This window comes from Pseudarthrobacter oxydans (assembly GCF_013314975.1).
Classification (GTDB): domain Bacteria; phylum Actinomycetota; class Actinomycetes; order Actinomycetales; family Micrococcaceae; genus Arthrobacter; species Arthrobacter oxydans.
Genome location: NZ_JABTYH010000003.1, coordinates 154,507 through 169,066, shown reverse-complemented (window position 1 = coordinate 169,066; position 14,560 = coordinate 154,507). Strand labels below are relative to the sequence as shown.

At 67.8% G+C, this 14,560-nt stretch carries 11 protein-coding genes; 5 read left to right on the top strand and 6 right to left on the bottom strand.

The genetic code is table 11. The annotated features are described in order from the left end of the window. Positions 1-2: 2 nt before the first annotated feature. Genes HTS88_RS03635 through HTS88_RS03625 form a run of 3 tightly spaced genes read right to left on the bottom strand, consistent with a single transcriptional unit; the run spans position 3 to position 5,630 of the window. Entirely contained in the window at positions 3-1,697 is a 1,695-nt protein-coding gene (locus HTS88_RS03635; protein ID WP_174175560.1) for a DUF5719 family protein, read from the bottom strand. Beyond that, the gene (locus HTS88_RS03630; RefSeq protein ID WP_174175558.1) at positions 1,690-5,067 is read right to left on the bottom strand and encodes a glycosyltransferase family 2 protein; all 3,378 of its coding nucleotides are present in this window, start codon (positions 5,065-5,067) and stop codon (positions 1,690-1,692) included. The genes HTS88_RS03635 and HTS88_RS03630 overlap by 8 nt, the downstream gene beginning before the upstream one ends. A gap of 29 nt (positions 5,068-5,096) precedes the next feature. Beyond that, a complete protein-coding gene (locus HTS88_RS03625) occupies positions 5,097-5,630 on the bottom strand; it encodes a WhiB family transcriptional regulator (protein WP_174175556.1) in 534 nt (177 codons plus the stop codon). 402 nt (positions 5,631-6,032) lie between these two features. Here HTS88_RS03625 and HTS88_RS03620 point away from each other — a divergent pair, with 402 nt between their 5' ends. Further along, positions 6,033-6,731, top strand: coding sequence for a TIGR03089 family protein (locus tag HTS88_RS03620; protein ID WP_174175554.1), 699 nt, complete (start codon positions 6,033-6,035; stop codon positions 6,729-6,731). Positions 6,732-6,779: 48 nt separating this feature from the next. On the opposite strand, the gene HTS88_RS03615 is transcribed toward HTS88_RS03620, so the two are convergent. Beyond that, positions 6,780-7,355, bottom strand: a complete 576-nt coding sequence (locus HTS88_RS03615; RefSeq protein WP_246255928.1) for a GtrA family protein — start codon at positions 7,353-7,355, stop codon at positions 6,780-6,782. 173 nt (positions 7,356-7,528) lie between these two features. Here HTS88_RS03615 and HTS88_RS03610 point away from each other — a divergent pair, with 173 nt between their 5' ends. From HTS88_RS03610 to manA, 4 genes are read left to right on the top strand one after another with little or no spacing between them, the layout of a single operon-like run. After that, positions 7,529-8,725, top strand: a complete 1,197-nt coding sequence (locus HTS88_RS03610) for a 5-(carboxyamino)imidazole ribonucleotide synthase (protein ID WP_174175552.1) — start codon at positions 7,529-7,531, stop codon at positions 8,723-8,725. After that, positions 8,722-9,306: a 5-(carboxyamino)imidazole ribonucleotide mutase gene (purE, locus tag HTS88_RS03605; protein ID WP_174175550.1), complete on the top strand. Its 585-nt coding sequence runs from the start codon at positions 8,722-8,724 to the stop codon at positions 9,304-9,306. Before HTS88_RS03610 ends, purE begins: the two co-directional genes overlap by 4 nt. Before the next feature lie 9 nt (positions 9,307-9,315). Beyond that, entirely contained in the window at positions 9,316-10,965 is a 1,650-nt protein-coding gene (locus tag HTS88_RS03600; RefSeq protein WP_174175548.1) for an LCP family protein, read from the top strand. Between the two features lie 42 nt (positions 10,966-11,007). Continuing rightward, positions 11,008-12,258 (top strand): mannose-6-phosphate isomerase, class I, encoded by a 1,251-nt coding sequence (gene manA, locus HTS88_RS03595; protein WP_174175546.1) that lies wholly within the window; start codon positions 11,008-11,010, stop codon positions 12,256-12,258. Positions 12,259-12,357: 99 nt separating this feature from the next. Here manA and HTS88_RS03590 read toward each other — a convergent pair whose 3' ends face one another. Continuing rightward, positions 12,358-13,413, bottom strand: a complete 1,056-nt coding sequence (locus HTS88_RS03590; protein ID WP_174175544.1) for a lipid II:glycine glycyltransferase FemX — start codon at positions 13,411-13,413, stop codon at positions 12,358-12,360. Between the two features lie 92 nt (positions 13,414-13,505). Continuing rightward, a complete protein-coding gene (gene glpX / locus HTS88_RS03585) occupies positions 13,506-14,528 on the bottom strand; it encodes a class II fructose-bisphosphatase (RefSeq protein WP_174175542.1) in 1,023 nt (340 codons plus the stop codon). Between the last annotated feature and the right edge of the window lie 32 nt (positions 14,529-14,560).

Genomic DNA, 14,560 nt, shown 5'->3' with positions numbered 1-14,560 from the left:
AGCTAGTAACTGAGGGTGACGGGCACTGTTTCCTGCCCGGCCGCCGCCGCCAGAAACGCGAGTGTGGAGATGTCGTTCCTTCCGTCCTGCTGGACCAGCACGGAGCCATAGGCGGCGTCCCCTGACGCTGACACCACGTATCCCACGACGTCGGCGTCTCCCTCCTTTTCCGGTACTGCGATGGAGGACGTCGTTCCGCCGGCAATATCGGCGGTGGCCGGAGCCCTGACTTTTCCGTCGGACGTAATGGCGGAGTACGTGATGGTCGCCCTGGCGTCCAGGGCACCGAACACCAGGCTGCGGATCCCGCCCCGCGGAACGGGAACGACGTGCTGGCTGCCAAGCCGCACTCCGGCCGACGCCCAGGCAACATCCAGGGCCTGGTCTTCCTGGAGCCCGCGGGTCACCCGCGCCGCGGCGACAAACGAAACGTCCGAGGATGCAGCCACCGTGTACTGCCCCGCCGGGACACCTGCGAGGGAGACCTCGGTGACGGCGCCTGCCTTTGCGGTGATAACCCCGCCCGAGGGCAGGGCCTCTTGTCCGCCACGCCCGTACAGGCGGACTTCCACCACGGCATCCGAGGGTCCTGGGACTGTCAGCTGGAGCGCCGGTTTTGCGTCCTCGTAGCCCGGCTTTCCGGTCAACTGGGCCAGCCCTGCAGGGTCCTGGATATCCACGCCTGTCATGACCTGGCGCACGGCCGGCGCCGCTCCCGGGGCAATGAAGTCAACTCCCCCTGGCGTGAGGCCCCGCAGGACACTCTGCTGGATGACGGCGGCAACGGGGCCGCCCGCACTCCGGACACGGACACTCAGCTGCGCCTCACCTGGGGCCAGGCCGGCAAGGACCAGGGCCCGCGAGCTGCCCGGCGCAACCAGCAGGCCCCTGCTGCCGGGTGCCTGGATCTGGCCCTTTGCGCCGAAAAGTTCCAGGCTCACCGTGGCGGGCGTGGTGGAGGCGTTGGTCAGCACCAGCACTGATGCCCGGCCCACGGTAGTGCTTGCCCCCGCAATCCACTGGTCATTCGACGGCTGGTGGCAGTTGGAGGCCGCAGCACCCTGGAGGTCGCCATCGGTGGCGGTGAACTTCACCGCCGCGGCAGCTGAGGCTTTTTGGTTCTCCAGTGCGTCAGCGCTCAGCACGCTGACCTGGTTCACGGGATGGGCCGCCACCACGCCTGCCGGAAGTTCCTGGGGCGCCCCGGCGGAAGCGCCTTGGCCTGGCCCTTCCGAGATGTCCACGGCGGTTGTCCCGTCCAGCTGGGACAGGCGGCTGGCAGGCAGGATCCCTGCCGCACCGAGCACCGCGCCCGTCACTGCGCTGGCAGCGGTGGCTGACACCGGACTGAACTGGGGGTCGGTGCCTGCTTCTGTCCCCGCCAGCAGCCGGGCCGGTCCCGGACAGACGCCCACACTCGCCCCGGCGGGGACGGCTGCCGCTGCGGCGGCTACCGCGCGGCTCGATTCCGGCGGCGGCAGCAGTGATCCGCCTGCCACGACCGCCCCGGCCCCGGCGAGGATCATTGCCGCGGACGCCATCCCCACGAACGCCGTTTTGCGTCCCCGCGCTACAGGCCGCTGCCCGGTGTCCGCCAGGGTTTCCGGGCCTGCTGTGCTTGCGTCCTCCAGCGGCCTGCCGGCGGCAGTGGAGGACGAAGCCTCCGGAGCTGCCGGCGGCGTCGTGTGCTCATGCATTCTGGTGTTCCTTACGCAGGGAGCCCTCGTCCCGGGAGATACCGGTCCGTGGCCTCCTGGCCGGCATTGGTATGGCGAGCAGGACCGTTAGGCCGATCACCGTGATCTGTGCAATGGCCGTCCACGGGGCCCAGGGGTTGTCGTAGCGGATGGTGAGCTGGCCACCTGTTGGGGGAAGCGTGAAGGCCTGCGACCAGCCGGACGTAGTCGCAGTCAGTTTGCGTCCGTCAAGCCAGGCGGTCCAGCCGGCGTCCGCCCGTTCGGCTAGCACCACGAGGCGACCTTCAGGACCGGCCGGAACGGGGGCGTCCACGTCGCTGTAGCCGGAGGGAACCAGCCCGATGGCAGCACCGCTGCCATCGACAATGCGTACCCGGTGTGCAATGTCTGCGGCCTGCAGGGCCGGCTGGTTCAGGGGGGTGATCCGCCAGAGCCACCCCACATCGGTTTGTCCCACGGCAACAAGGCCAGGTACCGCGTCCATCCGGCTGGCCGTCAGCTGGGCAGCTGTGTCAGCGGAGCGGAGGACAACAAACCCGACGCCCAGCTGTTCGAGGTCGTTCCGGGGGTCGACGCCCTGGCCGGCGACGACCGTTGCCACGACGCGACGCACGGCCGCGGTGACATCGTCGTCGTCGCGAATGGTCTCGGCACCCGGGCTTCCGATGATGTTCCGAGCGGCGGCAATCGTGGAGAGGCTGTCCAGGGTGGTTCCGGCGCCGCGCATCAGTGAGGCGTCGAATGTCCCGTTGTCCCGCGTACTGATCAGCAGGGTGCGTGTTTGTTCCGGCCCTGTTCCGCGGTCAATGGCCGTGGCAGGCAGGGTGCGGGGGTTGGTGGGTTCCACCAGACGGGGGGTTCCGAGCTGGCCGGCGGCGTCGGGTGTTTGCCTGCCTGCGGCATCGGCGCCCGGAGAGGCGGTCCCCGTGGGGGCGGCGGCGGCCGTGGCGGGGCGCAACAGGTTCTGGGCTGACCATGCAGCCATTCCGGCCAGGGGTCCCGCAAGCAGGATGACCATGCCGACGGCGGTGGCGGACCGGAGGGCTGCCCGGCGCTTGGCGCTGCCGCTGGCCGCTCCCCTGTGCGCCATGGACAGGAGATGCTCCGCTCCCAGGATGCCTGCCGCCAGGAGGGCGAAGGCCGCAGCGGACACGGCCGGGCCGGTAAACGGGGTCACGAGGTTCTGGGCGTTGATGCCGGTGGCCACGTGGCCGGCCAGCCAGCCGCCGGCAAGGGCAAGGATGCCGGCCACCCAAAAACCCCTCGCCATGGCGGCGCGGTGCCCGGGTACCACCAGTCCGGCGACGGCCAGCGCCAGCACCGGGGCTGCGACCAGGAGTGCCAGCACCAGGGCCCAGGGTACCGCCCCACCGGTAAACGACGGAAGCCCTGTGAGGCCGCCCTGCGGGTCAAAACGCAGCGGCTGGCCCAGGAGCTGCTGCCACAGCGGCGCTGCGTCGAAGGCAAGCGGGAGGCCGGGGTCTGCCAGTAAGGCCCGGGGCCTGTCGAGGACGGAGAGTCCGAAAGGAATGAACAGGGCCGCGGCGGGCAGCAGGGCCCACCAGGCCGTCCGGCCGCGGCGTCCGGGCAGGAGGCCACAGAGCACGACTACCACGGTGGCCGGAACCAACAGTGAAGGGGCCGACGCCACAACAACTGCCAGCGCAAGGCCGGCTGCCGCGGCGGCGGTCCAGGATGGCGTGCCGTTGATACCGGGCCTGACGGGGGGCCTCTCGCCAGGACGGGCCTCGGAAGGGGAAGGCAGCGTGAAGCGGCCGTGGCCCACTGCTGAGCCGGTGGCGCGGAGCAGCGCCAGGACCACCAGCGGAAGCATGATGTGGGCAATCAGAGCTCCGGCCCTGCCCTGGTTGAGCGCGACCTGGAGTGCGGGTGCTGCAGCCCACAGGAGGGCGGCGGCCAGCCGGAGCCGGCGGCGGACGGTCAGTCCGCCGGCGGCGAACCATGCCGTGAGCCCGGAAAGCGGCGTGGCGAGCAGGAGCAGCCACGCCATGGCCGGGTTGGCGTCGCCTCCGCCCAGGACCCCGAGGATCCACAGGACATAGCCGAAGGGGTCTCCCCTGCCGGGTAGCCCTGCCCCCAGGGTGATCCACCAGCTGGAAGCATGGTGCCAGATGTCGGCGAGGTTGGCAGCGACAGGGATGAGCGCACCGCCGGATACGGCGTCGGCGCGGAAGAGCCCGGTCAGGGCCAGAAGCGACGCCACGGACGCAACGATGACCGCAGCCAGGGCGCCGTTGCCCACCCATCCGCGCTTTGCCGTGGCCAAGGCCGCGAAGTCGTCAGCGGCATCCCCGGTGGGTTGGTGCGCCAACGGATCCTGTTCAAGCTCGTCCGACGGGGAAGTGTCCGAGCCGAGCGCCTCCATCAGGGACCGCCGGTGGCTCCAGACCTCGCGCCTGGGGGTTTGGAGCTTGCGGATCACGGACCGGCGGATGCGCCGGGTCCGGCGGGCGCTGCTGCGTGCCCTCGCCACTGCGCGGGGCCGTCCGAGGGCCGCGCAGGTGGCAACCACCTGTGACAGGCCATGCGCAGGGTCCTTGACCAGGATGCTCAGCACGAGCCTGAAAATGCTGCCCAGGAGCGCCCCGGCCCCGTGGACCGGCACCATCCATGGTGGCGAATGCTTTAGGCGCAGGTGGACCTGGGCCTTCCGGGCCGCCGCCGCGTTGCCCAGTGCGTGTGGCCGGTGCGCAACATGGAACATGCGGGCCGCGGGTACCACGACGACGCGGTGCCCGGCCAGCCGGTTGCGCCAGCAGAAGTCAACGTCGTCGCCGCTGCCGGGCAGGGCAGGATCGAAACCGCCCAATTGCTCCCAGATGTCACGGCGGACAAGCATGCCGGCGGAGTTGACGGCGAAGGTGTCACTGCGGCCGTCGTACTGCCCCTGGTCGAGTTCGTCGGCATCGATCAGGGTGAGCCGTTCGGCCCACCGGCTGGTGGACAGGCCGACGTCGATAAGCTTTCGTTCCTCGTGCCAGTCCAATTGTTTGCACCCTGCGACCGTGACAGACGGCGCCCGCTCCACAGCGCTGAGCAGTTCGGCGAGTGCCTGCGGCGCAGGTGCAGCATCATCATGGAGCAGCCAGACCCACTCCGCTTTGTCCGGGGCCGCGCTCCCCCGCCAAGGGGCCAGTTCGGCCAGGCCGGCGGAAACCGCCGCACCCATGCCGCCCTTGGCGCGCTGCTGGCTGAGGACGTTGGCTTCGCCCAGGGCCCGCTGCAGGAGGACTTTGGAGTCGTCCCGTGATCCGGCGTCAACGCCGATTGCGTAGTCCGCGGGCCGGGTCTGGCCCGCCAGGGCTGCAAGTGTCCTGGGCAGATAGGCACTGCCGTTGTGGGCGACCACAACGGCAGTGACATGAACATCCTGGTGAATTAGATTGCTCGCTTCCTAAGCCGCCGGCGTTCACGCTCGGAAAGGCCTCCCCAGATGCCGAACCGTTCGTCGTTTGCCAGCGCGTATTCGAGGCACTGCGAGCGCACGTTGCAGGCCCCGCAGACCTTTTTCGCATCCCGCGTGGAGCCGCCCTTTTCAGGGAAGAATGCCTCGGGGTCCGTCTGGGCGCACAAGGCATCAGTTTGCCAGCCCAGTTCACCTTCGTCATCGAAGTCCTGCTGGAAGGGAAGCCCAATCCACACCGGCTGGCTTGCGCCACCGGCCGCCAGTTCCATGGGCGGGTCGAGGTCGTCCTCCGCCTCCGGGCCACCGTCAAGCAGCGCTTCGTGGGCAGCGAGGAATGCAGTGGCCTGGTCCTCCAGGATGCCGCGCGCGTTCCTGTTGTACCGGTCGGCAGCATCAGGATCGGCGGGGTCCACGTACCAATCGCTCGGCACCCCCCGGGCACGGTACTTTGCCGTTGCCTGACCGGCTACGACGGCATCTTCCTGGATACGCTCTGCTTGCCCCATCGGCGACCCTCCTGATTTGCAGCTACTGCCTGGATACGCGGCACTCGGTTGTGTGCCGGCATTTACGCAGTTGCCTTTAGTTATCTAATTACACGTGTGTAACTAGGACGAGTCAAGCCGCCGCCGGATAATAATCACTCCGGATGGCGAACGCGGCGTACGCCACGCCCGGGAATTTATTATGCGGACACGGCGCGGCCCGCAGCGAACTCCGAAGCCCGCCGGGCAACGGCCCAAATCGCCATCAACGGCGCGGAAAATACCTGCAACGACGCGAAATGGCAAGCAGGCTGAGTATCAGCTGTGATAAATATCACTCGGCGTTGCGCGGGCAGGCTCCACCGGCCGGGCCGGGCCGACGTCGACCGTGACTGGCCCCGCCGCCGGTGGCAGGATGGTGCCATGGGCAACCCGCTATCTGAACTCATGTCAACGCTCCGATCGGGCAATTCAACGGCTCCCCGTCTCACGTGGTACGGCCCTGACGATGAGCGGGTGGAGCTCTCCGGCAGGGTGCTGGACAACTGGGTTGCCAAGACGAGCAACCTGCTCCAGGACGAATTGGACGCCATGCCCGGCATGCGGCTGCGCATGGACCTGCCCGCGCACTGGAAGTCCATGGTCTGGGCACTGGCCGCCTGGCAGGTGGGCCTGCAAACCGTCCTTGACGGGGGTGCTGCGGACTACCTTGCCACCGCGGATCCGGAGGCAGTGGAAGGGAAATACGACGCCGTCATCGCCGTGGCCTTGCCCGCGCTGGCCATGCGGTGGCCGGGTGCGCTTGCCGCCGGCTACCTGGACTACGCTGCCGAGGTCCGCTCCCATGGAGACGTCTTCATGCCGCACGCCGAGCCTGATCCTTCAGGGTGCGCCGTCGTGGCGGGCGATGGCCGGGCGCACTCGCACCAGGACCTGCTCAGCAGTTTCGCCGCCCGCCACGACGACGGCGTACGCCTTCATATTCCAGCCGGGAACGGACTGGAAGGCGCGCTGTCCAATGCCTTGGGCGCCTGGCAGCACGGTGGATCGGTGGTCATGACGCATCCGGAGGTGGCGCTGACCGGGAAGCTCCTCACGGCGGAGCGCATTCACGGCAGCTAGGGAAGCGGGAGCCTTCCAGCCTGGCCCCCGCCCCCGGGCCGTCCAGTGCTATGGCTTGGCGCGGCCGTCCGTCGAAGGCTCGCGCTCCGCTTCGTGCTCCACGCCGGAACCCTGCCCCTTGTGGTGGTGGTGGTGGTGGCGCTCGATAAGCTCGTGGTCGTGGGAGAACTCCGGTTCCTGGTCCAGTTCCTGGTTGAACACCAGGAACCGGTAGGCAAAGAAGCGGACCACGGTAGCCACCAGAATGCCCGCCACGCCGGCCAGGAACAACATGTTCTTGTCCGTGATGCCCAGCCCGTATTTTGCGAGGGCGGTGAAGCCCGTGGAGATGCCGATGCCTATCCCGTTGATCAGGACGAACATCAGGAATTCGCGCAGAACGTTGGCCTGCCGGCGGTGCCGGAAGGTCCAGAGACGGTTGGCGATCCAGGAGAAGACCGTGGCTATGGAGGCGCCAACGAACCGCGCCTTGGCCTCGCTGTCGGTCATCGGGCCGTGCATCAGGTAGTACGTGAGACCGTTGTCGATCACGAAGGCCACACCGCCCACGGCTCCGAACTTGGCCACTTCGCGCCAAAACAGCGAGGCGAGCCCCCGGATACGGTCTGCAAGTGTGGTGAACATGGCCCTCCATGGCTGTGTGAACTGTGGGCCATTGGGCCGTAGGCCATTTTAGCCCCCAAACCTGTGAGGCAGCCTTCCCGACCGGCGGAGAGGGGTGGCCCGGCACCCGAAATACTCCCGGCCCGCCGGACCGGAACGCGGGATACCGGACGGTCTTCGGTAGGCTGGCCCATGTGACTTTTCCAGTAATAGGCGTAGTTGGCGGCGGCCAGCTTGCCCGAATGATGGCCCCTGCCGCAACTGCCCTCGGCTTCGAACTCCGTGTCCTCGCCGAAGGGGACGACGTCTCGGCCGTCTCGGCAGTGTCCTCCTCGCCGGTGGGCGACTACAAGGACCTGCAGACGCTGTTGGACTTTGCCCAAGGCCTGGACGTTATGACCTTTGACCACGAACACGTCCCCACAGACCACCTGCGCGCGCTGCAGGACGCCGGCGTCAACGTCCAGCCCGGGCCTGACGCACTCGTGAACGCGCAGGACAAACTGGTCATGCGTGCCGCGATCGACCGGTTGGAGCTTCCCAACCCGGCCTGGGCCTCCGTGCCGGACGTGGCGGCCCTGGTCAGTTTCGGCGAGGAAACAGGCTGGCCCGTTGTGCTGAAGATGCCGCGCGGCGGGTACGACGGCAAGGGTGTCAGGATCGTCGCCTCCGCAGAAGAAGCTGCCGGGACATCCGAATGGTTTGACGCCATGAGCCCCCTCCTCGCCGAGGCCAAAGTGGAATTCACCCGGGAGCTTTCAGCACTCGTTGCACGGACACCCGACGGCGAAGCCCGCGCCTGGCCGGTGGTCCACACCATCCAGGTGGATGGTGTGTGTGATGAAGTTATAGCCCCCGCCCTGGACATCCCGGTGGAGGTCGCTGCTGCCGCAGAGGACGCCGCCCTGCGCATTGCCGCCGAACTTGGCGTCACGGGAGTGCTGGCCGTTGAGCTCTTTGAGACCCCCGGCGTCGGTGCCGGCTTCCTGATCAACGAACTCGCCATGCGCCCCCACAACACAGGGCACTGGACGCAGGACGGATCGGTGACAAGCCAGTTCGAGCAGCACTTGCGGGCGGTTCTGAACCTTCCCTTGGGCGCCACCGATGTCCTCGGCCCCGTGGTGGTGATGAAGAACTTCCTGGGCGGCGACAACCAGGACCTGTTCTCCGCCTTCCCGATGGCGCTTGCCAGCGAACCTGCCGCAAAGGTGCACTGCTACGGCAAGTCCGTCCGGCCGGGCCGCAAGATCGGCCATGTGAACCTGGTGGGTTCATCCACTGCAGACGTTGATTCCGTCCGCCGACGTGCCACGATGGTTGCCAGCATCATCCGCGACGGCCGGGCCCCGGCAGAAGAACCGCCAAGCACTTTCGAGGAGAAGTCATGAGCGCCCCAACCACCCCCGCCACCGCTTCGGAGGCCGCCCCGCTGGTGGGCCTGGTCATGGGATCCGACTCTGACTGGCCCGTTATGGAAGCTGCGGCTGACGCGCTGGCGGAGTTCGGCATCCCCTTCGAGGCCGACGTCGTGTCAGCCCACCGGATGCCCACCGAAATGATTCGCTACGGGCAGACAGCCCACGAGCGCGGTCTGAGGGTCATCATCGCCGGGGCCGGCGGCGCGGCCCACCTGCCGGGCATGCTGGCCAGCGTCACCCCGCTCCCGGTCATCGGCGTTCCCGTCCCCCTCAAAACCCTGGACGGAATGGATTCCCTGTTGTCAATCGTCCAGATGCCCGCCGGTGTTCCGGTGGCCACCGTGTCCATCGCAGGAGCCCGCAACGCCGGGCTCCTGGCCGTGCGGATGCTCGCTGCGGGCACGGACGAGCTCGCAGCTTCGCTTCGCGCGGACCTCCTTGATTTCGCAGCAGACCTCAACGCGGTTGCCGCCCGCAAGGGTGCCAGCCTGCGGCAGAAAGTCAGCGAGGTCTTTGCGGACGGCAACGGCGCCCTGCGGAGCGGCCGCTAGGCGGCGCGTATGTCCAGCAGCAAACTGCGGCAGGCCGCCCCAGGCTCCTCCATGACCGACCCGGTGCGCTACCCAGCCAGCGCATCCTCTCAGGTGCGCACGAAACGGGCCTTTGTCCTCATCCTGTTGACCCTCCTGGTTCCGGGCAGCGCCCAGGTGGTGGCGGGCAGCCGCAAACTCGGCCGCGCCGCGCTGCGCGTAACTCTCGGCGTCTGGGCTGCCCTGGCCGCCGCCGTGCTCCTGCTGCTCTTCAACCGGACCCTGCTGATCAACATCATCACCCATCCCGTCACTTCCCTGGTGATCGTCATCCTGCTGGCAGCCCTGGCCGCTGCCTGGGCACTGCTCTTCCTCAACACCCTCCGGCTCATCCGCCCCACACTGCTGGCACCCCGGGCTCGGCCCGCAGTGGGGATAGCACTGGTGCTGGCCATGGTCCTGGGCAGCGGGTCCCTTGGCTATGCTGCCTACCTGCTCAATGTGGGGCGTAATGCGATCGGGAGCATCTTCTCCTCCGGCCCTACGATCGATCCCGTTGAAGGCCGCTACAACTTCCTGATGATGGGCGGGGACGCCGGCGAGGACCGCACCGGGAGGCGCCCGGACAGCCTTTCCGTCCTCAGCGTGGACGCCAAGTCGGGGCAGACTGCCATCATCTCCGTGCCCCGGAACCTGCAGAACGCCCAGTTCAGCGAGGACTCCCCCATGCGGGCCATCTACCCGGACGGCTACGACTGCGGGGACGAGTGCCTGATCAATGCCATCAACACCGAGGTGACGAACGAGTACGCCGACCTGTACCCCGGCGTGGCCGACCCCGGCGCGCAGGCCACCCTGGAAGCCGTATCCGGGACGCTTGGGCTCACGGTGCAGGCCTACGTCCTGGTTGACATGGACGGTTTCTCCAGGCTCATCGACGCGATGGGCGGCATCAGGATCAAAGCCGGCGGATGGGTTCCCATGAGCGGTTACTTTGACGACTTCACACAGACCCACGGCATGCCGCTGGGCTGGATCCCGGCCGGCGAACAAACCCTCGACGGCAACCAGGCACTCTGGTACGGACGGTCGCGGGAGTATGTGGACGACTACTCGCGCATCCAGCGCCAGCAGTGCGTGCAGCAGGCCATGCTCAAGCAGCTGGACCCTGCCACGCTGCTGGCAAAATTCGAGGACATCGCCGACGCGGGAACCAAGGTGGTGGACTCCAACATCTCCTCCTCGCAGCTGGGCAGCTTCGTGGACCTTGCCATGAAGGCCAAGGGCCAGGACATCAAACGGCTGACCATCGGCCCGCCCGACTTCGACGCCTCGTTCTCCACGGTTCCTGACTTCGACCAGATCCACGACCGCGTGGACCAGCTGCTGGCTTCCGCGTCTTCGGCCCAGGCGGCTGGCGTGCAGGACGACGCCATGGTGGAAGCGGGCGCCGCACCGGGGCACGTCCAGGCCGCGGCCGCTCGAACCGCTGGCAGTTTCCCCCTCGCCGGTGCCGTCCGGGCGCAGCAGTCACCCGCGCCGTCGGACTTCACTCCGGTGACCACCACGCCCGACGGCGAGCTGATCACGGAAGAGATGCTGACCCAGCTCAAGCTCGAGGGCAACGAACAGGCCATCGCCGAGCTCGTGGCAACCAATGGCCAGTGCACGCCGCTGTAGCCGCACACTTCATCCAGCAGACCTAGGGAAACGGAACCGGTTTTGTACGAGATTGAGAACGTCCTGCGCGACTATGCCTGGGGTTCGACGACGGCCATCGCGGCCCTCCTGGGCCGGCCCGAGTCGGGCCGGCCGGAAGCCGAACTGTGGATCGGCGCGCACCCCGATTCACCGTCCACCGCCCGCGTCCCCGGGGACGGGCCGGCGGGGACCGCGCTGGATGCCCTCATCTCCAGCGATCCCGACCATTACCTCGGCGCGGACTCCGTGGCCCGTTTTGGCCCCCGGCTGCCCTTCCTGGCCAAGATCCTCGCCGCAGCCCAGCCCCTGTCCCTGCAGGTCCACCCCAGCCTGGAGCAGGCGCGCGCCGGATTTGCCCGCGAGAACGCGGAAGGGGTGCCTGCGGGCGCCCCCAACCGCAATTACCGGGACGACAACCACAAACCCGAGATGATCCTCGCCCTGACCCCGTTTGAGGCGCTGTGCGGGTTTCGCCCGGTGGCGGAAACGCGGGAGATCCTGGCGCACGTCGCGGCAGCCTGTGGCTCCAGCGAAGCCGGCGTCCCCGCCCTTGTCGAAGAGCTGCAGGAGGACCTCGCCGCAAGCGATGAGGGACAGGCCCTCCGGAACGCCTTCGAGCGCCTGATCACCGGAGGCCGGTCCGTGGCCGAGGATACGGCGCTGGTGGTGGCTGCACTCCTGTCCGAAGCCGCCCTGGCCCCGCATGAGGCCGAGCTGAAAACCGTGATCAGCCTCAACGAGAAGTATCCCGGGGATCCGGGTGTGCTGATTTCCCTGCTGTTGAACCGTGTCTCGCTGGCGCCGGGCGAAGCGGTGTATCTTCCGGCCGGAAATGTCCATGCGTACCTGCACGGCCTGGGCGTGGAAGTCATGGCTTCCTCGGACAACGTCCTGCGCGGCGGCCTGACCCCGAAGTTCGTGGATGTGCCCGAGCTCCTCCGCACCGTTGATTTCCAGCCTGTTGCGGTGCCCATGCTGGCCGCTGAGCGGACGGCCCTGGACCAGGAAGTGTTCCGCCCGCCGTTCGAGGAGTTCCAGCTCCAGCGCATAGAGCTCGCGCCGGGCGCGGCCCCGGTCCCGCTGGCGCAGTCCGGGGCGGCCGTGGTCATCGTGGTGGCAGGAGATATCTACCTGGACTCGCCCAAGGGCGACCTGCAGCTGTCGAGGGGCGGCAGCGCCTTCCTGGCTGACGCCGAGGCTCCGGTCAACGTCCACCCCGTGGCCGGCAGCACGGAGCAGGCGCTTGCCTTTGCCGTGACCACCGGCCTCTAGCAGTCGGCGGCGCTTCAGGCGGCAACGGCAAAGGGCGACGGCGGCACCCGGGCGGGGTGCCGCCGTCGCCCTTTTGCTGAGCGCAGCTGGTGGGTGACGCTAGTTGCCGGGGCGCAGCCGTTGGAGCAGGGGGCGTACACGCCCGGCAGCGGCCTTCAGGACGCGCCGTCCCGTCTGCAGTCCCCGGCGCGCCAGGGGCATGGCCTGGGCGTAGGCGGGGTACAGCGGCGAAAGCGGCTTCTCCCAGGTTCCCATGAGCATGTTTTCGTGCTTGGCGAACTGCTTCTTGAAGTCGGAGATGCCGTCGTTGAGGAGTCCGTTGAAGTCGTACCGGCGGCAGCCGTCCTCCCGCATAGCCTGCAGGGCCGCCCACTTCACGCCGTAGTTGACGCGCTGTTTCTGGCCTTCCGCGGACACGCCGCCGTAGAGCTCAAAGGCAGTGGAGCCGCTCCTGGCGAGCCAGACGAACGCCAGCAGCTGCTCGCCGTCGAACGCCCCGATGATGGGTGAGCCATCTCCCATGTTCCGGAAAATGTCCCGGTAGTACTGGTCCTCGTGGATCCCGAACCCGGCGCGTTCAGCGGTCTCGTGGTAGATCGAGAGCACCTGCTCAAGCTCGGCGTCGTTCTTCACCTTGCGGAACTCCACGTCGCTGCGCATTGCCTTGCGGATGTTCGCCCGCGTGGACTTGGACATGTCCGCCATGAGCTCGTCGTCCGACCTGGTGAGGTCGAGGATGAGCGTGCGCGGAATCAGCACCGTGTTGGCGGACGGACGGAAGCCTGCGGCGGCCACGGCACCTGCAAACACCGAGTCCTGGTCCCAGTCGGGTTCGATGCTCAGGGCGACTCCACGGTGCCGGACTGAAGCATGCTCGGCGAGCCGGTTCAGGACTGCCTGCGCCTTCTCCGGGGCGCACATGGGGCCCCGCGGAATGTAGACCAGGGCCCGGAAGGGAAGCGGAAGGCGGCGGACCAGCAGCTGGGCGCAGCCGATGGTGGTGCCGGCCTCGTTGATGAGCACGCGGTCGACGGTCCAGCCGTGCATGGCCTTGGTTTCGCCCCAGCCCCACAACTGTTGCGGATGTCCCTGGAACCGGTCAACGTGGTCGTCCCAGAGGGCGCGGTCAGTACAGGGCACAACAGCAGGAATCATGGCTTCAACCCTATACCAAGGGCTTAAAAGGCCAGGCCCCCGGGAAGTGCCTTGCGCACTTCCCGGGGGCCTGGCGTTCAAGCGCGCCGGCGTCAGCTCTTGCGGGCGTAGCCCTCCCACTTGTCGGCGCGGTGCTCGCCGTCAACGAAGCGGATGGTGCCGGACTTGGAACGCATGACGATGGACTGGGTGAGGACCTTGTCCTTGGAGTAGCGGACGCCCTTCAGGAGGTCGCCGTCGGTGATGCCCGTGGCGGCGAAGTAGCAGTTGTCGCTGGAGACGAGGTCGTTGGTGGAGAGGACCCGCTCCAGGTCGTGGCCGGCGTCGATGGCCTTCTGCTTCTCTTCGTCGCTGGTGGGCCAGAGGCGGCCCTGGATGACACCGCCCAGGGACTTGATGGCACAGGCCGCAACGATGCCTTCGGGCGTGCCGCCGATGCCCATCAGCGCGTCAACGCCCGTGCCGGTGCGCGCTGCGGCGATGGCACCGGCGACGTCGCCGTCCATGATGAACTTGGTGCGCGCACCGGCTTCGCGGATTTCCTCCACCAGCGGCTTGTGGCGGTCGCGGTCAAGGATCATGACGTTGAGCTGGTTGACCTTGACGCCCTTCGCCTTGGCGATGAGGTGCAGGTTCTGCTTGACCGGCAGGCGGAGGTCCACCATGTCCGCGGCTTCGGGACCGGTAACCAGCTTCTCCATGTAGAACACGGCGGAAGGATCGAACATGGAGCCGCGCTCGGCCACGGCGAGGACGGCCAGGGCGTTGTTGATGCCCAGGGCAGTCAGGCGGGTTCCGTCGATGGGGTCGACGGCGACGTCGCACTCGGGGCCGGTGCCGTCACCGACGCGTTCTCCGTTGAAGAGCATCGGGGCCTCGTCCTTCTCGCCCTCACCGATGACCACAACGCCGTTGAAGTGGACGGTCTGGAGGAAGGAGCGCATGGCGTCGACTGCTGCGCCGTCGGCCTTGTTCTTGTCGCCGAAGCCCACCCAGTGGCCGCCGGCGATGGCTGCGGCTTCGGTCACGCGGACAAGCTCGAGGGCAAGGTTGCGGTCCGGCTCGTCAATGCCTACGGCAAGCGACGGGGAGATCGTGGAGTACTTCTGGGTCATGGACGCTGGTGACACGTGAACCTCTTCTTCGA